Origin of the sequence: Magnetococcus marinus MC-1 (assembly GCF_000014865.1) — a bacterium.
Classification (GTDB): Bacteria; Pseudomonadota; Magnetococcia; order Magnetococcales; family Magnetococcaceae; genus Magnetococcus; species Magnetococcus marinus.
On record NC_008576.1, the window covers coordinates 1,599,554 to 1,621,458 of the forward strand.

The following is a 21,905-nucleotide window of genomic DNA, read 5'->3' on the forward strand; positions in this document are numbered from 1 at the left end:
GGAGAAATCAGCTCGTTCCCGGTTCCCGGCTTTCCCTATATATAAATATATAGATGGGGGTGGTATGGAAACCCACCCCCCATCATGAATGACTGTTCAACAATTCCGCAGCCCGGCAAAGGGAGCGGATTCAAATCGGACGGTGGTGAGCTCCGCCAAGACCTGCACCACCGTCCTGACCACATCAGCCAATGGAGGAAGATATGGCTACTCAGAGTTTGCCCCATCGGGGCGCAGATGGAAACAGGGCAGTTTTAGCCCTGGACCTTGGTACCCAGATGGGATGGGCGCTGTACCACCCCGATGGGACCATCACCAGCGGCACGGTGTCGTTCAAGCTGGGCCGGTTTGAAGGGGGCGGTATGCAGTGGGTCAGGTTCAAAGCCTGGCTGGCTGAGATGCACTTCACCAGCGATGTAGGTCAGATCCTGTTCGAGGAGGTGCGCAGACACAGCGGGGTTGGGGCTTCACATGTCTATGGGGGATTCCTGGCCCATCTTACCGCATGGGCAGAAAGCTCAGAGGTGCCCTACCAGGGGGTGCCGGTTGGGACGATAAAAAAACACGCGACTGGCAAGGGTAACGCCTCCAAGGCCCAGGTGATCCATGCCATGAAGCGTCTGGGGCACAATCCAGCCGATGACAACGAGAGTGACGCACTTGCCCTGCTGCATTGGCAGATCGGCCAGGGAGGTGCGCGATGAACGGCGGACCCAATCTGCCCCGCAGCCCCTTGGCCCGGTTTCAGGGCAGCCAAGTTGATGTGGATGAGCAGAAGCGCAACGGTTGGAATCGCCACGGCATCCTGGTGGTGTCGCACGATGACAATCGCCTCAGTTGGCCAGAGCGGGAGTTGGTCAAGCAACTGGGGGATCGGCTTTATGGCCAAAATCGTCGCAAGGGGGTGTGTCATGCGTGAGCAGAAATGGGATGCTCCAGCTGTAGCAAAACGGTTAGAAGAGGCAGCCAGCACCATGAAGCGGTTGCCAGAGGATGGAGTGCGCCCCCGTGGGCATAGCTCCTCTTGGCCCCCCTTCTTGCGGGAGTATTGGGAAAGCTATGGCATGCAGAACGTCCGGGTGCGCCTGGGGCCGCCTACCCCGGATGCCATTGACCGCATGGATGAAGCTTTGTCGTGGTTGCACACTCTGGAGCCAGATCAGGCAAAGTTGGTGTGGCTTCGTGCTGAAAAGGTGCCGTGGAAGTTCATCATGGCCCAACTCGGTGTCTGCAGGGAGACTGCCCGCCAGCGCTACCTGATCGCCATGGCCACTCTTTCAGCCAAACTCAATCAACAAAAAAATGCCTAGGCATTTTAGTGGGTAGGCCACATTGGCAATATTTGCTATAGTTCACATCATAATCGGGGGCGTATGCGGAAACGCTACCCTCCGATATTTTTTTGAGATTTCACCTCTACGAAGAAAACGCGGGAGAATTAGCCGTGACCATGACCAAAGCGGATATCGTTCAGACTGTTTACCATCGGCTTGGTCTGTCCAAGAAAGAGTCTGCTGACGTCGTGGAGTCGGTTTTTGAGCTTATCCGCAGCCAACTGGAAAGTGGTGAGCCTGTTAAGATCTCCGGCTTTGGTGGCTTCAGTATACGGGATAAAAAACCCCGCCAGGGTCGCAACCCAAAAACAGGGGAAGATGTGGAGATATCAGCGCGCCGCGTTGTAACTTTCAAGGCCAGCCAGATCCTGTTGGATCGTGTGAATAAGGGCCCGAGCTGAAGAGCCGGTTTTATCGCATGGGAAAACCTGGATTTATAGCTTTGACACTCTCACTGCTGATGACCATCTCGGCCATCGCCCAAGCTGCTGATCCTCAAATCCCCCATCGCATTGCTTCGTTCAGCGAAGCTAAAAAGCTTCTCTCCAAAGTCTTTGAAGGCCACCGCACTACATTTTACTGCGGCTGTAGCTATACCAAGCATAAGGAAGTTCGGTCGGGAGCATGCGGCTATCAGCCCCGCAAAAATCCTAAGCGGGGTAGTCGCATTGAATGGGAACACGTTGTTCCTGCTCACGCCTTTGGCCATACCCGTCAGTGCTGGCGAGAGCCAATCTGTACAACCAAAAAAAGCAAAGCTTACAAAGGCCGTAGATGCTGCGCCAAGGTTGATCCCGTCTTTGAAGCGATGGAGTCTGATCTCCACAATCTGGTCCCTGCAGTAGGCGAACTCAACGGCGACCGCAGCAACCGGTCATTTTCTATGGTCGCAGGTGAGCCCAGAGCCTACGGAGCCTGTGATTTTGAGATCGACTGGGACACCGACCGTGTTGAGCCCCGCCCCGAAGTGCGTGGTGATATTGCTCGGACCTATTTCTACATGAATGCCTCATACGGGCTGCCAATCAGCAAAAAGCAGAGGCGGCTCTTTGAAGCTTGGAACAGGGAAGATCCAGTCGATGACTGGGAACGTGAACGGAATCGCAGAATAGAACGAATGCAGGGTAACGCAAATCCCTTTATCCAGTAGTCAGCAAGAGCACACAGCACATTAGCCCGCCCGGGGAAACTCGAGGCGGGCTTTTTGTTGGGAGAATCTGAATGGGTACATCACTGTTGATGGTTGGGTCACTGATCGCATCATTGATCTTTGGATTGATTGCTGTGGCTATCCTCGGGGTGATGTTACGCATGCTGGTTGGCGGAGTAGATGATCATGTCTGAACAAAGTTGGCCCCATTTCAGTCACACAGAGCTTGAATGTCACTGCGGCTGCGGCTCCCAAGAGATGGACCCAGAATTTATGGAGCGCCTGGAGGATCTGCGGGGGGCATACGACAAGCCCATGCCCGTCACCAGCGCATACCGTTGTCCCAATCATAACGCCTCCGTTTCCAAAACTGGCCCCAGCGGTCCCCACACTACCGGGATGGCTGTGGATATTCAGGTTGCCGGTGAGGATGCCCACAAGCTGATGACCTTGGCCCTTTACCACGGATTCACAGGGGTGGGCGTTCGGCAAAGAGGCCCTCATCAAGCCCGCTTCCTCCACCTGGATACTCTGGAAGCCGATACCAACCGCCCCCGTCCTACGATCTGGAGTTATTAATCATGCCCATTCAGCAAATGATCAACACCATTCTCAACCGGGTGCGTGAGCCCTCCTCTTGGGGTGGCTTCGCAATCCTACTGGCCATGTTTGGTCTATCCCAAGAGGAGACCAGCGCTATTACCGAATTGCTGGCTGCTGCTGCTGCTCTTGGGTCGGTGTTTATTTCTGAAAAAGGGGATCGTTCGTGAGCCCACAAGAAGTGACGGTTGAACGCCGTCGTGGCCTGGAACGGCATGTCCAGACCGTGTTGACCATGGGTGTCGCTGCACTGATGGCATGGCAGTTGAGCACCATCGAGCAGATGCGTGTTGAACTCGCTATCCTCAGTGGTCGGGTGGATGCTCTGGCAGCGCGGGTGGACGAGGCGTCCTATGAGCGCTATCGGGCCACTGATGCTCACCGCGACTTTGCCCTGCGTGACCAAGCCATCAAGGCGCTGGAGGGGCGGGTGGATCTGGTTGAAGAGATTTGTGACGGCAAATAGATTCTGGATCTCGTAGTCGCCGCTGGCCCGACCATGTAAGCCTCGTTGCACCAATTAACACAGCTTCAGAGAGACTTTTACAAAGTTCTCTTAGTTCTCCTTACCCGTATATGCCCAGCAAGAGTAGCACAGTACAGAAAAGATAGATGCCCAAGTCGATAGTTAAGGAGTAGCGAAGTTGCACCATGGCGCTTGACCCTTAAACATTAACAGCTTCTTACAGTTGACCAAATAGAGTTCGGATCCCGCGAACGCCGTGACTCTGACCACGGAAGCCCCATCTGTTTTACTGGACCTGAGGATTGATAGAAGGCGGTGGCAAAACTGAATGTGGGTTGAGGTGAAATGCCTTCTCACCAATCCAGATTATAATAAACAGGTCCTCCGTTCTTTCCATACATGGGCTTGGGTACACAGAGTTCACGCACGCTGCAGGATCCAACCTCGGCTATGTAAACCAGCAAGCGCCGTGGGTCAGGACCGTCAGAGCCCCTTTACACGTAATGGATTCAGGGAGGTAGGAGCAGACATCTAGCGGTGCTATGGAGACCCTTCGATTAATGTCCACGCCCAGCCAGCCAACAGTCCCTGTTCCTGTCGAATTACTCATGTGGGCCTAGGAACGTGGCCTCACGCGCGCTGCAGGGTAAGCTCTATCTAGGTGCGTTGTATTAGCAATACAAGGTTAGAACCAACTTTTTTTTGAGAAAATTCAGAAGCGATGGATTTAAATATAGAAATTAACAGAGGACAGGTTGATAGGGCTACGACCAACTTAGCCAAACAGGCTTGCTACGCCACCGCCCTAGCTCTGACCCGCACAGCACAAGATGCTCAAGCAGAGGTACGCCGCCGTCTGCCAGAGCGCTTCACCATCCGCACCGGATGGGTAGCTAAAGGCATCCGGATCAAACCGGCCAAGAAGAGTGATCTGCAGGCCTCTGTTCGGGTGCTGGATCCTTTCATGGCACTCCAGGAGACCGGTGGGGCCAAACGCTCCCAATCTGGGGATTCGCTGGCCATCCCATATGGTGCCCGTCCCAATCCCAAGTCCGTGACCCGGCCAGGGAAGTTTCCTGGTGCTCTGCTGAAGAAGCCCAATCACTTCATCGCGCCCTTGCATGATGATCCCTCTACCCACGCTGTGTGGCGTCGTAGAGGTCGTAAGGGGCGTAAGCTGAAGATGATGTACCGCTTTGTGGATCGAGTTGAGATCAAGCCCCGCTTTGGATTCATGGATACGGTCAAGGGTGTGGTTGAGTCGCGTTTTCAAAAGAACTTCAACGAAGCCATCACCGAGGCCATGGCTTCAGCCCATTAACTTAGCGATCCTCATCCAATATGGCATTCAGATCCCGTTTGGTATGCAGCACACGTTGAATTTCTGCTGGTGAAGGGTAGGGGTCATAAACGATCACATATTCAAACCCATGGACGACTAAAAACCTCACATCGCGGGAAGTGATATCGGTACGCTCTTGACCCGCGAATGGATATTCACCAAGTAGCCGGGTTGCCTTTTTAATAGCCTCTCGTAGCGCTCGAGCAGCCATGGGGTTTTCATTTCCAAGATCTTTGGCGGCCCCTTGAAGATCTCGCCGTCCTTGAGGAGTAAAAACGGCAGGCTTCATTTTGAAACACGATCAATAATTTCATCCATTTCTTCCAGAACCTGATCTGCCGTATAGGTCCCTTCACGTTGGGCCTCTTCTTTAACGGCATCAAGCATGGCATCAAACTTGGTGCGGCGTTCCTCATCCTCTTTAAGGCGACGTAGGGCTTGGCGTACTACCTCGCTGACGCTATTGAAACGCCCGCTCTCGACACAAGAGCGGGCGAAGGATTCCAGTTCGGGGGTCAAACTAACGTTGGTGGCCATGAACACCTCCTATGTCAAAGTTTGACACTAGGGTACAAGAAACAGTCTCCAATATCCAGATTCATTCAAGTTCAACCTGATCCAGGCCTCGTAGAGAAATTTACGGGGCATTTTTGTATTGGGGGAAGCTCATGAACGAAGAGAAACCAGCACGCAAGGTCTGTAAAAAGTGTGGCAAAGATAAGCCCATTGCTGACTTCCCGTCGCGTTTCTACAAAGACAAGCAGAAACTTTATATCAGTGGGCATTGTGCTGAGTGTGAGATCGAAAGGTGCAGGCTTAAGAGTAGAAAGCGCACAAAGGTGCAACGGCAGGCAGAACGGCGCCGGATCAATGAGAACAAAGGCCGACAATATCGTACTATTGACGAGGTCCAGGCAGAAGCATTAGAGCGGCAAGAAGCCAGACATGCCAAACGGGATGCAACTGAAGCTTGGAACCGCTGGGTATATCAGACAGCTCCAGATTGGTGGTTGAACGCCTTCTATGCGTCGAAAGGTACTCCCTGGTCGGATCATCGTTTATCTGTCGCAGATCGATATCGGATTCGCTATCAAAGAGATCCTGAGTTCAAAACCAATGAACGTGTACGTAGTCAGGCTTACAAGCATGACAACCCAGAGAGAGTATCGCAGTGGAGCGGTGGTCAAAGCCGTGTGATGGATCAACATGACGGCACCATGGAGAAAGGGTCTGCCATGGCATTGCTGAAAGAGTTTGATGAGTGTCCATACTGCGGTGAGGATTTAATAGCTTCAAATAGCACGCTTGACCATATGGATCCCATTGCAAGTGGTGGTATCCATGGTGTGAGTAACTTGGTTGTGGCATGTGACCAGTGCAATAGATCAAAAGGATCCACACCCTTTATGGATTGGGTCGAGACGCTTTCACAACCCTATCGAGATAATGCCTTGATGACCTATTGGCAGAAGCAATTGTTGGCCCCTGGAAAAATCGCACGGGACCTGGAATGCCGTAAAATCAATGGGTTCCGCGAGAGCGCTTGAGTTGCCTAGCGACAGTAATAAAAACGGGTTCGCGGTTCGCACTTAGGTTCGCACCCATCCACCACAGCACTGAGGAATAGATGAGAGCGCAATGGGCGTTTCCATTCGGCAGTATGCCAAGCTGCGGGGCGTCTCTGATGCCGCTGTACGTAAGGCGATCAAGGCCGGGCGCATTAGCAAGGAGCCGGATGGCACGGTAGATCCGGCCAAAGCAGACGCGGCCTGGGAACGAAATACCAATCCCGCTCAGCAGCGCGAAATTTCTGCAAATGGGGGTGCGAACCCCAGTGCAAACCAGACTGCGAACCCTGGGTACGCACCCCCTGCGAACCAACCCCAGAGGTTCGCATCCCAAACACCACCGTCACCACCCCTGAAACAGGGCGCACCGGACTACCAGACCAGCCGGGCCATTCGGGAGGCCTACAGCGCCCGCTTGGTCAAACTGGATTTTGAGGAGCGCTCGGAACAGCTGGTCAGCAGTGATGAGGTGAAGGTGACTGCGTTCAATCTGGCCCGTCGGGTTCGGGATCGGCTCTTTACCATCCCCCATCGGCTCTCCTCGGTGCTGGCATCTGAAAACGATGCCGGAGCGATTGAGGAAAGGCTGGATCAGGAACTGAGAAAAGCCCTTGAGGAATTGAAGCATGAATGAGATCCCTGCCATGGCCGAACGGATTGAACTGTGGCCAACGGATCGGCTGTTGCCCTATGCGGGCAACGCCCGTACCCACAGTGATGAGCAGGTCGCCAAAGTGGCGGCCAGCATGGTGGAGTTTGGCTTTACCAACCCCATCCTGGTGGACGGTAAGGATGGCATCATTGCCGGTCACTGCCGTCTCTCTGCCGCCCAGCGCATTGGCCTGACACAGGTGCCGGTGGTGGTTCTGGACCATCTCTCCGATGCTCAGCGCCGTGCCTATATCCTGGCGGACAATAGGCTGGCGCTGGATGGTGGCTGGGATGAGTCGATCCTGGCGGCAGAGCTTGCTCGGCTTCAGGAGGATGAATTCAATCTCTCCCTGGTGGGATTCACCGATGAAGAGATGCGGGACCTGCTGGACGGCTTTGCAGATGATATGGATGGTGATGGCAGTGGGACTGCTGCGGGGGCCGATGAGGTGGTTCCTGAGCCTCCAGCCAACCCAGTTTCCAAAACCGGTGATCTGTGGATCCTTGGGGAGCATCGCCTCCTATGCGGTAGCAGCCTCAATCCCGAGGATGTGATTCGGTTGATGAACGGTGAGCGGGCCATCCTCTTCGCCACGGATCCTCCCTATCTGGTGGATTACGATGGTACCAATCATCCCGGTTCCAAAGAGAGCCGTAAGCGGGAATCCCTCAATAAGGACTGGTCGGATAGCTACGGCGTGACTTGGGATGACTCCTCCCAAGGGCCTGAGCTCTATGAGGGGTTTATCCGTTCCGCTATCGACCATGCCATTGAGCCCAACGCGGCTTGGTACTGCTGGCATGCCTCCAAACGGCAGGCGATGCTGGAAGCGGTATGGGAAAAAATGGGGGCCTTTCAGCACCAGCAGATCATCTGGAACAAGGAGAAAGGTGTCCTCACCCGCTCCAAGTACCTGTGGAAGCACGAGCCCTGCTTGATGGGCTGGATCAAGGGCAACATGCCGCCCAAGATCAACGGCGCCGAGTTCCTTTCCACCGTCTGGGACATTCGTGGGCTCTCCGGTGAGGAGCGACCTGACCATCCCACGCCCAAACCACTGGACTGTTTCGCCATTCCCATGCGTCAGCATGTGGAACGAGGCGGCCTCTGCTACGAGCCCTTCAGCGGATCTGGTTCCCAGATCATGGCCGGGGAGATGACAGGGCGGCGGGTGCATGCCATGGAGATCTCACCGGTCTATGTGGATGTGGCGGTAAAGCGATTCATTCAAGCCACGGGGAAGATTGTTTATTTGGATGGTTCCGGCGGGAAAAGTTTTGAGGATGTAGCCTTGGAACGGGGTATTGATCTGGAAGCAGAACCGCCCGGCTGATCCGGGTTGGCTCTGGTTGGTGGTGATCGTGATTTAGGCTTGAGCGTCTTCTGCTTCAATCTCTTGAAGCATGTCGCTGAGCCAGCCAAGGTCTCCGTTGCGGCGGTGGATCTCCAAGATCTGCTTGGTCAGGGCGGCCAGCTTCTCAGGAATCTCTGAGTTGTCTTCAACCTCTCGCATGGTGGCGTTCACTTTGGCGTGGATGGTGTCAATTTTAGTCATGGTGCTTCTCCAAGTTGTTGTTTTCTCTTGGATTACACTATCGCTCTAATCGCAGCTATCATCAACTTAAACAGAGCAAAATCAGTCGGTTAATCGTCGTTATTCCGTGATGCGGTAGGTGGTGATTCCATCGACCTTTGCGCGGGTGACGTTGAGCCCCAGCTTTTTCTTCAGAGTGCCGGAGATCGCGCCCCTAATTGTGTTGGAACCCCATCCAGTCTCTTCAGTGATTTGATCCAAGGTAGCTCCTTGGGGGCGCTTCATCATCTCGATCATGGTGGCCTGCTTGGAATTCGCCCTGGTCCCTCTGGATCGGGGCGTTTTGCGTTGTGCTGCTTCAATTCCAGCCTGGAAGGCCGCTTCCAAGGCGCTCTGGACGCCCCAGACGCTGACGTTATGGAAGTCGAGGCTGTCAGAGTTTCTGGTCTCGAGCGTGTCAATAAAAAGGTGATCCAGGGCGATCCTGGTGAAAATCCCAGCCTCGGGATCATCCGGGGTCTCTGTTTCCTCGGGCTTCTCTCCTGCTGTTTCCTCAGTCATGGTGTCGATGATCTGGTTCTCGACGGGAGGTAGGGCAGGAGGCTCCTGGCCAATAACTTGGTATGCGGCGCTGGTAAGGACCCAGTTGGGGTAGGGTGGGTTGATGCTTACGTTCTCGATCAAGCCTTTGGCTTCAAGGGCGTTGATCACCTTTACCGATGCGCCCCCTTTGATCCGTTCTGGTAAAGGGTTGATCGACCCGTCTGGGCGCTGGGCAGCGGCTTTAAGAATGGTCTGTTGAGTATGAGTGAGGTTAATCATCTCTCTTCTCCTGTTTGTTTTGGCCTGGTTTGTCGCTGAAGACCACTTCTTCTCATCGAGTGGGGTGCTGGATCGCATGCACGGCGTCGTCAATCCAGCTTTTATAGCTTCTGTTTGCCATTCTCTTGGCCAGATGGTCGGTAATGGCTTCAGGGGTAGTTGGCCCGCCCTCAATGAAGCTTAGGTCATCGGCAAGGTGGCGTCCGAAAACGCTGTCCAGAAGGTCTCTGGTATCCTGTGCATCGAGATTGTAGCTGTTTGCAAAGAAGTGGCTGGCGGCCAGCCAAGTCATCTCTTGGTCATAGCCGTTATGTCTGGATGTCCCCCAGAATCCCCAGCTTGGATTGTTGGTAGGTAGAGGCATGATCTGGAGATTGTCCCGGTTGGCAGCGGTCTTAAGGATGGTCCGTTGGGTCGGGCTCAGTTGGATGGTCATGTTCGTTCTCCGTTGTGAGGTTGGTCTCAAAGCCGGTTGTCGCCAATGTGGGGCAGCAGGTCCCCGTCGTTACCGGTGAAGTATTCGATCCCTTCAAAAGCCTCTGGCTGGTCGATGATCACTCCGCCGGTGACGCTGAGGGCGACTCCATACTTGCGGGTGAGTTCTGCCAGCTCTTTGGCGAAGGCTTCAAGGCGTTGTTCCTGGTTCAGTTTCTCGTTCATTTTCAAGCTCCTGGACGTTTGCTTCGTTGGATCTATATAGCCATACCATCGACGTCTCTATCCAGGTAAAAATGATGTAATTTCAACAAATAAGATGGCCTTGTCCGCAGCGCAGATTTACGAAGATGCATTCCTTCAGGGGCTGATGCCCGATCCGCGTCTGACGGTCTCTGAATGGGCCGATGAGCACCGTATGCTGTCATCCGTGGCCTCGGGGGAACCCGGCCCTTGGCGCACCGATCGCACCCCCTATCTGCAAGAGGTGATGGACTCTCTTTCACCCAGCTCACCCATTGAGCGGGTGGTGGCGATGTTTGGCAGTCAGCTGGGTAAAACCGAGTGTGGCCTGAACTGGGTGGGGTATGTGATCCACCATGCGCCAGGGCCCATGCTGATGGTTCAGCCTACGGTGGAGATGGCCAAACGCTACTCCAAACAGCGGGTGGGACCGCTGATCGAATCAAGTTCTGAAATCCGGGAGCGGGTAAAACCGGCTCGGTCACGGGATTCCGGAAACACGGTGCTCTCCAAGGAGTTTCCTGGGGGCATCCTCTTGATGACCGGAGCCAACAGCGCGGTGGGGCTCTCCTCCGCGCCGATCCGTTATCTCTTCATGGATGAGGTGGATCGTTTCCCGGGCGATGCCGATGGCGAAGGGGATCCGGTAGCGTTGGCGATTCAGCGCACGGCGAACTTCTCTAACCGCAAGGTACTGCTCACCAGCACACCCACCATCAAGGGCTTCAGCCGCATTGAAGCGGCCTATGCCGAGAGCGATCAGCGTCAGTTCTGGGTACCCTGCCCAGAGTGTGGTGAGTTTCAGGTGCTGACATGGGCCCAGGTGAAATGGCCTCGTGGTGAGCGCAAGCTGGCGTTTTACCTCTGCCCCCACTGTGAAGCAGAGCTGGCGGATCATCAAAAGGGCTGGATGCTGGAAAATGGTGTCTGGCGAGCGGCGGCAGCAGGGGATGGGAAAACTGCTGGTTTTCACCTCTCCTCCCTCTATAGCCCCCATGGTTGGACCTCCTGGGGGGACATTGCGGTGGAGCATGGTCTGGTGCACAAGGATCCGCCCCGTTTGAAAGTATGGATCAACACCAAGCTGGGTGAAACCTGGGAAGAGGATGCGGATCGTGTTGATGGCGAAGGGCTCATGGAGCGTCGAGAGGCGTGGGGTGCACTGCTCCCTGCTGATGTGGCTGTGCTCACAGCTGGTGTGGATGTGCAGGATGATCGTCTTGAAATTGAAATCGTAGGTTGGGGACGGGATGAAGAGTCCTGGTCCATCGATTACCGGGTACTGTGGGGGGATCCCTCTTCCCCAGCGGTGTGGGAGGATCTGGATAATCTGCTCCGATATCCACGCCCACATAGTCGGCAACTACCGGATATGACGATCCGGGCCGCTGCCATTGATACCGGTGGTCACCATACCCTGAAGTCCTATGCCTTCTGCCGATCCAGGCAGGGCCGAAGGATCTGGGCCATCAAGGGGCGTGGTGGTCAGGGAGTGCCCATCTGGCCCCGCAAGCCCTCCACCAAGAATAAGGGCAAAGTACCCCTTTTCATCGTGGGTGTAGATGCCTGCAAAGAGGCGATCCTCTCCCGTCTACGCATTGAAGAGCCAGGCCCCGGCTATCTGCACTTTCCCATGCAACGGGATGGGGACTACTTCAAACAACTCACCGCTGAATCGGTGGTGACCCGTTATCACAAGGGCCGCCCCATTCGGGAGTGGAAGAAGCGGGATTCCGATCGCAACGAGGCGTTGGATTGTCGTGTCTATGCCATGGCCGCTCTGCAGGGGCTGATTGCCATGGGCTTTCGACTGAACCGGGATGTTGAAAAGCTTGCGGAACACCCGTTGAAGGATGCCATAGCCGAGTCGGGTGCCTCACAACCCAAACGCATCAAACCGAAACGACGGGTCATTCAATCGAGTTGGATGTGATTACCCCGGGAGGCGAGGTAATTGGCCCATCAATGCAGCGTAACGATTCGAATCGTAAGGCTGATTGTGCTGGTTGATCATGAACATCTCATGAGCCAGTACGCTGGCCATGAGGCGTTTGGCTTCATCTGCATCAAAACCGCTTTTCTGCAGCCGCTCAAAGGTGGTCCGTGAGATGGCGGGATCGTTGGTTTCAATTTGAGTGGAAATGGCTTGGATCATTCCCTCTCGTATATGTCGGGCCGCAACGTTCATGAGAGCATTCCCTTGCTGGATGGTCAACGAAACCAGAATGCCCTTTGACTGGAGGTATGTCCATGGCCACAGTATCCGAATTACAAGTCCGAAGAGATAAACTCCTGGAGCGTTTGGAATCTCTTCAAACTCGCGTCAGCCATGGGGATAAGACCGTACAGTATGACCTCAGCCAAGCCCGTGAAGCGTTGGATCTATTGGACCGAGAAATAGCCCGTAATGGTGGCAACCGTCGTGTCGCCCGACACCTGCGCGTGCGCAGCAATAAGGATCTCTAATGAAGCTGTTTAAGCGTCTGTTTGGTGGTCCTCCCAAACGCCGGGCAGGATATGAAGGGGCCGCATCTGGTCGGCGGCTGGGTAACTGGCAGCCGGAAGAGGCCGGGATCAATGCCCTGCTGTTTCGCGATGCCACCCTCATGCGTGCACGCTCACGAGACTTGGTGCGCCGTAATGCCTGGGCATCCAACGCTGTAGACTCTCTGGTTGGGAACCTTGTGGGTACCGGTATCAAGCCCCAATCCACGGTAAAAGACCCCCAGATCAAAGCCCAGATTCAGTCTTTATGGCTGGCCTGGACAAAAGAGGCCGATGCCCACGGCATGCTGGGCTTCTATGGCCTTCAGGCTTTGATTGCCCGCGCTATGATCGAGGGGGGCGAGGTGCTGGTACGGCTGCGCAATCGGGATGCCCGTGATGGCTTGTTAGTCCCCCTTCAACTCCAGGTATTGGAGCCCGAACATCTCCCTGCCAGTGACAGCCGGGATCTACCCAACGGGCATCGGGTAAGGGCTGGGATTGAGTTTGACAAGATCGGTCGCCGGGTCGCCTACCATCTGTTTCGGGAACACCCCGGTGAACAGCCCATGCTGTTCAAAGCGGGGGATGTAGTCCGGGTGCCAGGCTCAGAAGTGTGTCACATTTTCAAACCTCTGCGCCCCGGTCAGCTAAGAGGAGAACCCTGGATGGCTCAGGCGTTGGTCCGCCTCCATGAGTTGGATCAGTACGACGATGCGGAGCTGGTGCGGAAAAAGACCGCCGCGCTCATCGCCGGCTTCATCACCAAACCTGACCCCGAGTTGGGCGTTGGCGGTGAGGATGGACAGGACCCGGATGAACAGGGGGCCGTCCCCGTCACCTGGGCTCCCGGCACCATGCAGGTCCTGCTACCCGGTGAGGATGTAAAGTTTTCCGATCCGGCAGACGTGGGCGGTCAATACGGGGAGTTCATGCGCACCCAACTCCGCGCTGTGGCTGTAGGGCTTGGGCTGACTTATGAGCAACTCACCGGCGACCTCACTGGGGTGAACTACTCCTCCATCCGTGCTGGCATGGTGGAGTTTCGCCGCCGCATGGAACAGATCCAGCGCATGGTCTTGATCCATCAGCTTTGCCGCCCTGTATGGGAACGGTGGATGGATCAGGCTGTTTTGTCGGGTGCTTTGCAGCTTCCCGAGTACAGCAAACGCCGCCGTGAATATCTGGCGGTGAAGTGGATACCTCAAGGGTGGACCTGGGTGGATCCACAAAAAGAGATGAACTCCATCATCTGGGCGATCCGGGCTGGTCTGCTCAGTCGGGCTGAAGCAGTCTCTACCTACGGCTATGACATCGAAGAGATCGACCGGGAGATCGTAGCCGATAACAAGCGTGCCGATGAACTGGGGCTTGTGTTTGACTCTGACTCACGGCGTACTTCCCGGTCGGGAGTTTCGCGGGACAGCAAGCAGAGTGATACAGAGCTTGTGGATCTGAATGCATAAATTAAGCGTTTTGAAGATGGCTCACTGCTTTGTGAATGCTTAGGACGTTTTCATCAAGGTTCATCATGATACAAATTCCACGATTGTATACCTCAATCTCTACAACATCGTCGGTGAGAATAATTCTGAGGTGATCGTATTCAAGAGGATCTCCCAGGTGTTTTTTGCCATAAGAACCACCGAGATTAAGAAGATTTACCTCGTGCATCTGCTTAATAAACTCAGACGGGATGTTTGAAGACTTCCATGTTTTTAGTGGTAAATCAGAAGGTTTCATCCCTGGTTTCAGAAGCCCCCAACGATATTCAATAGCTTTTAAATCCTGAAGCATCAGCACATCTCCTCAATTGATAGATCATTGAGATTATGCGCGTATTTCAGATGCGCAGCAATCTCGATATGGCATGTCTGAAGGAATTACCATGACACAAAACATGTTGCCCCATCTGGCATCCCGGATTCTCGGGACGCCGCTTATGGTCGACCGCGCCCGTTTGGAGACCATCCTCTCGGTCATTGGTCCCCGCGTCGGCTTGGAGCCAACGGCCATGCCCAGCGGCTTTGAGCCCAAGGACCATAGCTCTGATTTGATGGTCACCCCCAATGGAATCGCCGTCGTGCCTATCCACGGCACCCTGGTAAAACGGGCGGGAGCCATTGAGGCTGCATCGGGACTCACGTCCTACGCATCCGTTGAAGAAAAACTGCTGGATGCTGCTACCGACCCAGCCGTGCGAGCAATCCTGATGGATATCGACTCCCCTGGTGGTGAGGTGGGTGGCGTGTTCGATCTGGCCGACATGATCAGTGAAGCGGGGCAGGGCAAGCCCATCTGGGCGCTGGCCGATGACGCTTTCTCTGCTGCCTATCTTATCGCCTCCCAGGCTCATCGGATCATCGTGCCCCAGACTGCGGGGGTGGGCTCCATCGGCGTCATAGCTGTTCATGTGGATGAGTCGGAGAAGGATGCCAAAGAGGGGCGTAGCTACACCACGGTGTTTGCCGGAGCCCGGAAAAATGACTTTTCCACCCACGCCCCTCTCTCTCTAGAGGCCCGGACTAACCTGCAACTGGAGGTAGATCGGCTCTACGGTATGTTCGTCGCCGCCGTGGCGGCAGGTCGCAAGATGCATGAATCGGCGGTGCGTGCCACCGAGGCAGGCCTGTTCTTTGGCGACAAGGCAATCCGGGTTGGTCTGGCTGACCAGGTTGGCACCATCCGGGATGCCCTGGCTGGCCTGTCAATAACTATTGATGCGTCCAAAAAGACCCATTCTCACCGAGCGGCACTGCCGCGGGAACCTGTGTATATGGAGGAAACCATGCCCATGGAAGAAAATCCGGCGGCTGAAACATCTGTTGTCACGTCACGACAATCCCAACCTGACCTTCACGTCAAATCCGACATAATGTCGGATTTGACTGACCAATCTGCGGTATCCAACGTTGTGGACCTAGACAAGGTCCGAGCCGAGCATGGCCAACAGATGCGTAACGAAGCGCAGGCTATTGTCGATCTCTGTGCCCTGGCGGGCATGCCTCACTTGGCAGGCGGCTATATCGCCGAAGGTACTGCTGCTGAGGCGGTACGCAAAGAGCTACTGGCCAAACGGGCCGATGCTGAAGAGATCCACTCCGAGGTGATGCCTGGTGATGGCACCCGTATGCAGCCCAGACAGAGTCTTGAAACCAACCCGGTGGTGGCCTCCTGCCGCAAACTCGCCGGTCAATAAGGAGGTAATCAACCATGCCTGCGATTCAACAAGCCAACAATCTTGGGGATGTGCTCAAGTTTGAAGCCCCCAACCTTTATTCCCGAGAGACCGTCACCGTGCTGGGTGGGGTGGGGACCGAACGGGTACTGCCTGTAGGTACCGTGATTGGTCGCCGTACCAAATCCGAGGTAGCCGCTGCGGCCGATGCGGGTAACTCCGGGGATGGTACCATCGGGACCGTTACCCTGGGATCCCAGGCCGTACCCGGTGTCTACAGCCTCACTTGCATCATCGCCAGCGCCGACAGCGGCACCTTTCAGGTAGTGGATCCCAATGGTCACCGCCTGCCCGATGTGACGGTGGGGATGGCCTATGACACCTCTCACCTGAAATTCACCATAGATGATGGAACCACTGACTTTGTGGTGGGGGATCACTTCACCGTGCTGGTCACCGGGGATAGCAACGTAGTGGCCATGGACCCCACAGCGGTGGATGGCTCTGCTGATCCTATCGGCATCATCGCTCAGCGGGTAGTGGCCTCTGTAGGCCAGGATACCCCAGAGGTGGCCATCCTTCGCCATGCCATTCTGGCTGACCATGCTGTGGTCTGGCCTGAATCCATCAATGAAACACAGAAACTGGGAGCCACGGCGGCCCTTGAGGCCCGGGGCATCCTTATCCGTTTGGGAGTATGATTATGGCTCTTGCCGCAAATCCATTCAATAATGACGCTTTCGGGGCGGTAGCTCTGACAGCGGCCATCAATATTCTGCCCAACCGCTACGGTAAGCTTGAGGGCCTCAATCTGATGCCTTCCAAACCGGTCCGACTGCGCCAGATCGCCATTGAGGAGCGCAATGGGGTGCTCTCCCTGCTGCCTACCGCAGCAGTAGGATCCCCTGGAAGTACCGGTAAGCGCGGAAAACGGCGTATCCGCTCCTTTGTTATTCCCCATATCCCCCATGATGATGTGGTGCTCCCTGAAGAGATTGCCGGGGTGCGTGCCTTCGGCAGTGAAGGGGAGCTTGAGGCGGTCTCCGATGTGCTGGCCATGCATCTGCAATCCATGCGGGATAAACATGCCATCACTCTTGAGCACCTGCGTATGGGGGCTTTGAAGGGAGAGATACTCGATGCCGATGGCTCGGTAATCTACAACCTCTTTGATGAGTTCCAAATCAGCCCTAAAACCATCAACTTTGAATTGGATGACGCTACCACCGATGTGAAGGCCAAATGCCTGGAGCTGAAACGCTATCTGGAGGATAACCTCCGGGGGGAATTCATGACCGGGATCCATGTGCTGGTTTCTCCAGAGTTTATGGATGCCCTGACCGGCCATGCCCGCGTCGAAAGCGCCTATCAGCTTTGGCAGCAGGGGCTGATGTTGCGTAGTGACATGCGCCATGGGTTTGAGTTTGGAGGCGTTATATTCGAAGAGTATCGGGGCCAAGCGACGGATCCCGGTGGTGCCGTGCGGCGCTTTATCGCTGCAGGGGAGGGGCATGCGTTTCCTACAGGGACCAGCCAGACATTCTGTACCTATTTTGCCCCGGCTGACTTCAATGAGTCGGTTAACACCCTGGGGCAGCCGCTCTATGCCAAGCAGGAGCCCCGTAAGTTTGAACGGGGCACCGACCTGCACACCCAGTCCAACCCGCTGCCCATGTGCCACCGCCCTGGCGTGCTGGTCAAACTGACCGCCAGCTGATCATGGCTGCCTGGGATGACGGGCTGATTGGTCTCAATGCAGCCTGTATTGAGGTCTTTGGCCAAGCCATCATCCACACCCCCGCTGGCGGGGAGCCATCTGAGCTCTCCGCCATTTTTGATTCCAGCCGTGAGATCACCACCATCGATGCCGTTGGTGTGCCGGTGCAGAGCTATCGACCGGTCATTGAGGGGCGAGAGGCCGACTTTGCCACACGTCCTGCGGTGGGTGATGGGGTGGCGGTCGGTGGGATCAACTACCGCGTCATGGATGTGCAACCCCATGGGGATGGTTGGTTGGCGCTGATTCTTCGGAGGTAATGGTGTCTCTGTTTAAGAAGGTGTTTCCCGAACTGGTGCATGAGGCGGAGAGTCTGCTCATCCGCCGTATTGCCTATGACCTGGATGGCAACCCTGAATACATCGGGCAGGCCAATCCAGGGGCCCTGGATGCTGATGATGCATGGTTTGTCCGGCGCATCGCCTATGAGGGGGGCAATCCGGTCTCCATCCTGTTTGCCGAAGGCTCCACCAAGTTTAACAAGCGCTGGGATCTGCGTGGATCCTATGACTATCGATAGGAGCAACCGTCGTGTACGCACGTTATGATTACAACGCTGGAGCCAGCATCAGCAACATGCTGTCGGATATTGTTGCGCTGCTGACCGGCACCACCGATAAAGCGACGTTGTCGGCATCCTGCAACCAGGCCTCTACCCAGGTTATCTCTCAGGTGGCCGCCGGATGGACCCTGCATGATGCCAGCGCCGGAACCAACATGCAGTGTCTGAAGGCCCCGCTGGCGGATGATGCCAGCGCCTTCAAATATCTGTGTGTGGATCTGAACACCACCGGCTATCTGTTTCCCAAGGTGTATGAAGTATGGGATGCAACGGGTCACGCTGGGACCAATATGGCGAGCACCAGTGACAGCACCAGCTACAACCAACGCATCGATACGAGCAATGGGGGGTCGCTTTATATCTGGGCCTCAGCACGGTTTGTCATGTTTGCCAGCCAGACGGCAGCAGGGTGGGCCAGTACCATCAAACCTGGTCCATCCGGTATTGTGGAACGAACCCGATACTTGCCCTGGGATACCCCGGCCGCCGGGTGGCCGCCGTTTCTGTGGTGCAACCTCGGATATGCCATGTATGGCACTTTGGGTTATTCACCCCGACAGATGCAGAAAGACGAGACCCCTGTCACAGGCACATCAGCGTCACTAACCGCTGGAACGGTCTGTTTCTCAACATTGGCCATGCCTTCGGGCAGTGACCAGAAGGTACCGGATGGTGCCGGTGGTTCCACCATCCCAGCCTGGCCTTTGATGGGCCACAACGTTAACCATATGCCCCTGATGTACGGTGAGATCTCCTCGCTGTGCGATATCTGGGTGATCCCCGACAATATGGCGGCAACCCACGATGTGCTCTCCATGGATGGCAAGCAGTACTCGGTGGTGCAGACCAACGGACCCACCGAATCCATGATCATTCGTAAGGGCTGATCATGGCTGATCTGAATGATCCCGGTTTTGCCCTGGAGGGTGCCTATTGGCCTCTCCCATCTGTGGGTGGTGTTCTGGAGCGATACGGCAGCCATGCAACGCTTCTGGACCAGGCTATCTCCTATATGGGAGGTTATCTGGAGCCAAGGGCAACCTCAAGTATCGCCTATCCGTCAGGTATCCCCCTGATCAGTCTGCTTAACGTACCTATTCCACCGGCCAGTCATTGTCAGATGTTGACCCAGATCACCCCTGCCTTTCCCCATCGGTTTGGCCCCAACGACTGTTCAGGCGGTGGGACCTCTTCCAGCGCAGGGGGGTGCCCGCTGATCTCTGTGTTACCGCCGTTGATAAGGATCTGAGGTGCAAAATTATTTGCAGGTTGAAGGGCTGATCGTTCAGCGGTTGAAGGATCAGCTTGAGGAGATCCGCGTGCTCTCATCCTGGGGCATGCCGGTGATTCATGAAGAGGCAGAGATACCGCCTACGGTGATCATCTTTCTGGAAGAGGACAAGCCGGGGCCAATCCAGGGTAATCAGCAGAAGGTTGAGCAGACCTGGCTCTGTCTGGTGGTGGTGCGGGATGCCGAGAGTGATGCCGGGGCACTGATCAGCCGGGTGATCAACACAGTGGTGGGGTGGACGCCCGATAGAGCAACGTTCAAACCGTTTCAGCGGACACAGTCGGCTTATTCACCAGACTATTCGCCCAACGGGATCTTCTACTTCCCGTTGGCCTTTCAAACCTCTTTCATCTTCAAAAACTGATGCTGCAGTAGCTCAAAAAAGGCATCGCCCCAATCCTTGCGGAAATCGGGGCGATGTTTGGGCTTCTGCTGCTTTTTCTTGTTGGGGATCATCTGCTGCGGGATCTGGGTGACCACCCGCGCGATGGCATTTCGCCTCTTGGGCGGTTCAGGCTTTGGCGTCTTGGCCATGGTCTTTCTCCTATGAATATGTGGAATGGCTCCTATGGCCACCACAATACACAAAGGTTGGAAAAATGAGCAAAAAAACGCACACACTCATCGGCGGCGGCGAATGCTTCATCGGCCCCTTTGGTGGCGGCGCAGGCATGCGCTTTTTGGGCGAAGCTTCCAAAGTCGAACTCAGTTTCAGTGAGGAGAAGAAAACTCTCAAAAACTACTCCACTCCCGGTGGTGGCACCGCCGACACCGTTTCTCTGATCACCGATGTGCAGCTTGTAATCACCGCCCACGGCTTTGATACCGAATCCCTGGCCATGGCCACCTTTGGTGAGTCTGGGTCTGTTACGGGCGGTACCGTTACGGATGAATCCCATGTGGCCTATCGAGGTGGATACCTCCGTGCCAAGGAAGGGGTGGATCTCTCAGCTGTCTCCCTCACCAACAGCGGCACACCCCTGGTGGAAGGTACCGATTATGAGGTCAAAGGGGGTGGTGTGCGCATTTTGGATAATGCCACCAACGTGGTGGATGGGGATACGGTGCTCATGACCTACACCCATGCATCCTCCGCCAGTGTGGAAGCGATCCTCAATGCCGGTAAGGAGTACGTCATGAGTTTTGACGGCTTCAACCAAGCCTTCGACGGCAAGCCGGTGGTGCTGGATGTCTACCGGGTGAAAAACACCCCATCCTCCCTGGGACTGGTTACCGACGACTTTGGCAGCATTGAATTTACGTTCGACGTCCTCAAAGACGACGGCAAAACCGGTGCGGGTGTCTCCCAATTCTTCAAACTGATGCAGATTGAGGGGTAAGTACCTTGGGACGTCTGATTGCCAAAACAGCGGGTGATCTCGCCTACCATGTGCGGAAGTTTATAGTGGGTGAGATTTACCAATTTTTTAACAAAGCAGTGGATGCCCAGGCCACAGAGCCCGACTGGGTAGGTAACGTGCTATTTGAAGAGGTCACCATCCAAGATATTCGCACCTTTACCGATCTGACCACAGAGCAGATCCATGCGATGGAACCAGAGGTGTTGGAGACCATCATCGCGGCGATCAAGGAGGAGAACCCCCATTTTTTCGCCGCCTGCCAGCGTCTGGAGGAGGCCGGGAAGCGGCTGAACCAGATGCTGACGACCTCCAACGAAGGGTCGGACAGTTCAAGCGGGCCATCTTCACCCTCATCAAACTCGGACACCCCGGTGTGATGGATTACACCTGGGAGATGTTCCTGGATGCACTCTCCTTCGAAAACAGCCTTAACGAGAAGCCGTAATTACTGAGGAACCAGCTTGATCTCCAACTTACAGCCAACCGCTTTGGCATATTTACGCAGAGTGGCAATAGATGGAGAGTGTTTATGATCGCCCAGGGAAGATTCCAGACGGGATACGGCACTTTTGGTGGTGCCCATTCGTTTGGCAATCTCTTCCTGGGTAAGCCCTGCTTCCTTGCGGGCCGACAGGAAGGTTCGTAAAGCCTGGAACTCATCTTCCAAAGCATCATAGGCCTCACTAAAGCCCGGCTTCAGTCGGGCGTGGGTTAACTCGTCCTTAATATTGAGGGGAAGAGGGTTGTAGCCATCAGCCATTTTTCACCTCCTTGAGACGTTTCTGCGCAGTACGCAGCTCTTTCGCAGGGGTCTCTTGGGTTTTCTTGATAAACGAGTGCAGGATCACAATGGTCTGCCCTTTGACCGTGCAGTAAAACGCTCGACCAATGCCCTCTGACCCTTTGCAGCGCAATTCAAACAATCCTTTTCCCATGGCACGGGAATGGGGCATGCGCAGGTCCATGCCGAACTCCTCCAGCAGTTGGACCAAGCGAAGAAAATCAGCGTGAATACCAACAGGCCAGGAGCGGATCTCCTGCTGCACGTTCACATTGTAAAAAGTGATCGACCATTTCATCCCTAAAAGTTAGCATATTTGATAACT

Annotated in this window: 36 protein-coding genes; 25 read left to right on the forward strand and 11 right to left on the reverse strand. The window is 55.2% G+C overall.

From position 1 onward, the window contains the following. The first annotated feature begins 203 nt into the window (after nt 1-203). The 9 genes from MMC1_RS06660 to MMC1_RS06700 all read left to right on the forward strand — a co-directional run bounded on the left by MMC1_RS06660 (nt 204) and on the right by MMC1_RS06700 (nt 4,871). Nucleotides 204-704 carry a crossover junction endodeoxyribonuclease RuvC gene (locus MMC1_RS06660; RefSeq protein WP_011712971.1) on the forward strand — a complete coding sequence of 167 codons (501 nt, stop codon included), beginning with the start codon at nt 204-206 and terminating at the stop codon, nt 702-704. After that, a complete protein-coding gene (locus MMC1_RS06665; RefSeq protein ID WP_011712972.1) occupies nt 701-919 on the forward strand; it encodes a hypothetical protein in 219 nt (72 codons plus the stop codon). Before MMC1_RS06660 ends, MMC1_RS06665 begins: the two co-directional genes overlap by 4 nt. After that, entirely contained in the window at nt 912-1,310 is a 399-nt protein-coding gene (locus tag MMC1_RS06670; protein ID WP_011712973.1) for a DUF6362 family protein, read from the forward strand. The genes MMC1_RS06665 and MMC1_RS06670 overlap by 8 nt, the downstream gene beginning before the upstream one ends. Nucleotides 1,311-1,444: 134 nt before the next feature. Continuing rightward, nucleotides 1,445-1,735 (forward strand): integration host factor subunit alpha, encoded by a 291-nt coding sequence (locus tag MMC1_RS06675; RefSeq protein WP_011712974.1) that lies wholly within the window; start codon nt 1,445-1,447, stop codon nt 1,733-1,735. Nucleotides 1,736-1,794: 59 nt separating this feature from the next. Beyond that, on the forward strand, nt 1,795-2,484 hold the full coding sequence (locus MMC1_RS06680; protein WP_011712975.1) for an endonuclease: 690 nt from the start codon (nt 1,795-1,797) through the stop codon (nt 2,482-2,484). A 186-nt stretch (nt 2,485-2,670) separates the two neighbouring features. Beyond that, a complete protein-coding gene (locus tag MMC1_RS06685) occupies nt 2,671-3,063 on the forward strand; it encodes a D-Ala-D-Ala carboxypeptidase family metallohydrolase (protein ID WP_173361576.1) in 393 nt (130 codons plus the stop codon). Nucleotides 3,064-3,065: 2 nt separating this feature from the next. Then, entirely contained in the window at nt 3,066-3,254 is a 189-nt protein-coding gene (locus MMC1_RS06690) for a hypothetical protein (protein ID WP_011712977.1), read from the forward strand. Further along, nucleotides 3,251-3,550 (forward strand): hypothetical protein, encoded by a 300-nt coding sequence (locus MMC1_RS06695; protein ID WP_011712978.1) that lies wholly within the window; start codon nt 3,251-3,253, stop codon nt 3,548-3,550. The genes MMC1_RS06690 and MMC1_RS06695 overlap by 4 nt, the downstream gene beginning before the upstream one ends. 721 nt (nt 3,551-4,271) lie before the next feature. Then, nucleotides 4,272-4,871, forward strand: coding sequence for a hypothetical protein (locus MMC1_RS06700; RefSeq protein WP_011712979.1), 600 nt, complete (start codon nt 4,272-4,274; stop codon nt 4,869-4,871). Between the two features lies 1 nt (nt 4,872). Here MMC1_RS06700 and MMC1_RS06705 read toward each other — a convergent pair whose 3' ends face one another. Both MMC1_RS06705 and MMC1_RS06710 read right to left on the reverse strand, forming a co-directional pair. Beyond that, nucleotides 4,873-5,181 carry a type II toxin-antitoxin system RelE/ParE family toxin gene (locus MMC1_RS06705; RefSeq protein ID WP_011712980.1) on the reverse strand — a complete coding sequence of 103 codons (309 nt, stop codon included), beginning with the start codon at nt 5,179-5,181 and terminating at the stop codon, nt 4,873-4,875. After that, the gene (locus MMC1_RS06710; protein WP_011712981.1) at nt 5,178-5,429 is read right to left on the reverse strand and encodes a type II toxin-antitoxin system ParD family antitoxin; all 252 of its coding nucleotides are present in this window, start codon (nt 5,427-5,429) and stop codon (nt 5,178-5,180) included. The genes MMC1_RS06705 and MMC1_RS06710 overlap by 4 nt, the downstream gene beginning before the upstream one ends. A 131-nt stretch (nt 5,430-5,560) precedes the next feature. On the opposite strand from MMC1_RS06710, the gene MMC1_RS19760 reads away from it, so the two are divergent. The 3 genes from MMC1_RS19760 (at nt 5,561) to MMC1_RS06725 (ending at nt 8,445) form a co-directional block, all read left to right on the forward strand. Then, nucleotides 5,561-6,439 carry an HNH endonuclease gene (locus MMC1_RS19760; RefSeq protein WP_011712982.1) on the forward strand — a complete coding sequence of 293 codons (879 nt, stop codon included), beginning with the start codon at nt 5,561-5,563 and terminating at the stop codon, nt 6,437-6,439. 91 nt (nt 6,440-6,530) lie between these two features. Then, nucleotides 6,531-7,094, forward strand: a complete 564-nt coding sequence (locus MMC1_RS06720) for a hypothetical protein (protein ID WP_011712983.1) — start codon at nt 6,531-6,533, stop codon at nt 7,092-7,094. Continuing rightward, nucleotides 7,087-8,445 carry a site-specific DNA-methyltransferase gene (locus MMC1_RS06725; protein ID WP_011712984.1) on the forward strand — a complete coding sequence of 453 codons (1,359 nt, stop codon included), beginning with the start codon at nt 7,087-7,089 and terminating at the stop codon, nt 8,443-8,445. The genes MMC1_RS06720 and MMC1_RS06725 overlap by 8 nt, the downstream gene beginning before the upstream one ends. A 33-nt stretch (nt 8,446-8,478) precedes the next feature. On the opposite strand, the gene MMC1_RS06730 is transcribed toward MMC1_RS06725, so the two are convergent. From MMC1_RS06730 to MMC1_RS06745, 4 genes are all read right to left on the reverse strand, one after another. After that, the gene (locus tag MMC1_RS06730; protein ID WP_011712985.1) at nt 8,479-8,667 is read right to left on the reverse strand and encodes a hypothetical protein; all 189 of its coding nucleotides are present in this window, start codon (nt 8,665-8,667) and stop codon (nt 8,479-8,481) included. A 99-nt stretch (nt 8,668-8,766) separates the two neighbouring features. Next, a complete protein-coding gene (locus MMC1_RS19765; RefSeq protein ID WP_011712986.1) occupies nt 8,767-9,468 on the reverse strand; it encodes a DUF3489 domain-containing protein in 702 nt (233 codons plus the stop codon). Between the two features lie 52 nt (nt 9,469-9,520). After that, a complete protein-coding gene (locus MMC1_RS06740; RefSeq protein ID WP_011713684.1) occupies nt 9,521-9,904 on the reverse strand; it encodes a hypothetical protein in 384 nt (127 codons plus the stop codon). 26 nt (nt 9,905-9,930) lie between these two features. Beyond that, complete coding sequence (locus MMC1_RS06745; RefSeq protein ID WP_011712987.1) at nt 9,931-10,128, reverse strand: hypothetical protein; 198 nt, start codon at nt 10,126-10,128, stop codon at nt 9,931-9,933. A gap of 94 nt (nt 10,129-10,222) precedes the next feature. Here MMC1_RS06745 and MMC1_RS06750 point away from each other — a divergent pair, with 94 nt between their 5' ends. Further along, nucleotides 10,223-12,079, forward strand: coding sequence for a phage terminase large subunit family protein (locus tag MMC1_RS06750; protein WP_011712988.1), 1,857 nt, complete (start codon nt 10,223-10,225; stop codon nt 12,077-12,079). On the opposite strand, the gene MMC1_RS06755 is transcribed toward MMC1_RS06750, so the two are convergent. Continuing rightward, the gene (locus tag MMC1_RS06755) at nt 12,080-12,334 is read right to left on the reverse strand and encodes a DUF1841 family protein (protein WP_041640906.1); all 255 of its coding nucleotides are present in this window, start codon (nt 12,332-12,334) and stop codon (nt 12,080-12,082) included. A 62-nt stretch (nt 12,335-12,396) separates the two neighbouring features. On the opposite strand from MMC1_RS06755, the gene MMC1_RS06760 reads away from it, so the two are divergent. Together MMC1_RS06760 and MMC1_RS06765 are read left to right on the forward strand one after the other, a co-directional pair. Continuing rightward, nucleotides 12,397-12,612: a phage head-tail joining protein gene (locus MMC1_RS06760; protein WP_041640929.1), complete on the forward strand. Its 216-nt coding sequence runs from the start codon at nt 12,397-12,399 to the stop codon at nt 12,610-12,612. Then, nucleotides 12,612-14,096 (forward strand): phage portal protein, encoded by a 1,485-nt coding sequence (locus MMC1_RS06765; RefSeq protein ID WP_011712990.1) that lies wholly within the window; start codon nt 12,612-12,614, stop codon nt 14,094-14,096. Before MMC1_RS06760 ends, MMC1_RS06765 begins: the two co-directional genes overlap by 1 nt. 1 nt (nt 14,097) lies before the next feature. On the opposite strand, the gene MMC1_RS06770 is transcribed toward MMC1_RS06765, so the two are convergent. Beyond that, nucleotides 14,098-14,427 (reverse strand): hypothetical protein, encoded by a 330-nt coding sequence (locus MMC1_RS06770; protein WP_041640931.1) that lies wholly within the window; start codon nt 14,425-14,427, stop codon nt 14,098-14,100. 91 nt (nt 14,428-14,518) lie between these two features. Here MMC1_RS06770 and MMC1_RS06775 point away from each other — a divergent pair, with 91 nt between their 5' ends. The 8 genes from MMC1_RS06775 to MMC1_RS06815 are packed head-to-tail and all read left to right on the forward strand — an operon-like array spanning nt 14,519 to nt 19,802. Next, the gene (locus tag MMC1_RS06775; protein ID WP_011712991.1) at nt 14,519-15,829 is read left to right on the forward strand and encodes a S49 family peptidase; all 1,311 of its coding nucleotides are present in this window, start codon (nt 14,519-14,521) and stop codon (nt 15,827-15,829) included. A 14-nt stretch (nt 15,830-15,843) separates the two neighbouring features. Further along, the gene (locus MMC1_RS19770) at nt 15,844-16,509 is read left to right on the forward strand and encodes a head decoration protein (protein WP_011712992.1); all 666 of its coding nucleotides are present in this window, start codon (nt 15,844-15,846) and stop codon (nt 16,507-16,509) included. A 2-nt stretch (nt 16,510-16,511) separates the two neighbouring features. Further along, on the forward strand, nt 16,512-17,525 hold the full coding sequence (locus MMC1_RS06790; protein WP_011712993.1) for a major capsid protein: 1,014 nt from the start codon (nt 16,512-16,514) through the stop codon (nt 17,523-17,525). Nucleotides 17,526-17,527: 2 nt separating this feature from the next. Continuing rightward, complete coding sequence (locus MMC1_RS06795; RefSeq protein WP_011712994.1) at nt 17,528-17,845, forward strand: head-tail joining protein; 318 nt, start codon at nt 17,528-17,530, stop codon at nt 17,843-17,845. Beyond that, entirely contained in the window at nt 17,845-18,105 is a 261-nt protein-coding gene (locus MMC1_RS06800) for a hypothetical protein (RefSeq protein ID WP_041640933.1), read from the forward strand. Before MMC1_RS06795 ends, MMC1_RS06800 begins: the two co-directional genes overlap by 1 nt. 11 nt (nt 18,106-18,116) lie before the next feature. After that, nucleotides 18,117-19,034: a hypothetical protein gene (locus tag MMC1_RS06805; RefSeq protein WP_011712996.1), complete on the forward strand. Its 918-nt coding sequence runs from the start codon at nt 18,117-18,119 to the stop codon at nt 19,032-19,034. A 2-nt stretch (nt 19,035-19,036) separates the two neighbouring features. Then, nucleotides 19,037-19,396, forward strand: coding sequence for a hypothetical protein (locus MMC1_RS06810; RefSeq protein WP_011712997.1), 360 nt, complete (start codon nt 19,037-19,039; stop codon nt 19,394-19,396). Between the two features lies 1 nt (nt 19,397). Next, nucleotides 19,398-19,802: a phage tail terminator protein gene (locus tag MMC1_RS06815; protein ID WP_011712998.1), complete on the forward strand. Its 405-nt coding sequence runs from the start codon at nt 19,398-19,400 to the stop codon at nt 19,800-19,802. On the opposite strand, the gene MMC1_RS06820 is transcribed toward MMC1_RS06815, so the two are convergent. Beyond that, nucleotides 19,775-19,972, reverse strand: coding sequence for a hypothetical protein (locus MMC1_RS06820; RefSeq protein WP_041640935.1), 198 nt, complete (start codon nt 19,970-19,972; stop codon nt 19,775-19,777). The two genes, MMC1_RS06815 and MMC1_RS06820, sit on opposite strands and share 28 nt — an antisense overlap. 65 nt (nt 19,973-20,037) lie before the next feature. Between MMC1_RS06820 and MMC1_RS06825 the strand changes: the two genes are divergently transcribed. Then, a complete protein-coding gene (locus MMC1_RS06825; RefSeq protein ID WP_011712999.1) occupies nt 20,038-20,778 on the forward strand; it encodes a phage tail tube protein in 741 nt (246 codons plus the stop codon). A gap of 5 nt (nt 20,779-20,783) precedes the next feature. Further along, a complete protein-coding gene (locus MMC1_RS06830; protein ID WP_011713000.1) occupies nt 20,784-21,176 on the forward strand; it encodes a hypothetical protein in 393 nt (130 codons plus the stop codon). 68 nt (nt 21,177-21,244) lie between these two features. On the opposite strand, the gene MMC1_RS06835 is transcribed toward MMC1_RS06830, so the two are convergent. Together MMC1_RS06835 and MMC1_RS06840 are read right to left on the reverse strand one after the other, a co-directional pair. After that, nucleotides 21,245-21,559: a helix-turn-helix domain-containing protein gene (locus tag MMC1_RS06835; RefSeq protein WP_011713001.1), complete on the reverse strand. Its 315-nt coding sequence runs from the start codon at nt 21,557-21,559 to the stop codon at nt 21,245-21,247. Further along, nucleotides 21,552-21,878, reverse strand: coding sequence for a type II toxin-antitoxin system RelE/ParE family toxin (locus tag MMC1_RS06840; protein WP_011713002.1), 327 nt, complete (start codon nt 21,876-21,878; stop codon nt 21,552-21,554). The genes MMC1_RS06835 and MMC1_RS06840 overlap by 8 nt, the downstream gene beginning before the upstream one ends. Between the last annotated feature and the right edge of the window lie 27 nt (nt 21,879-21,905).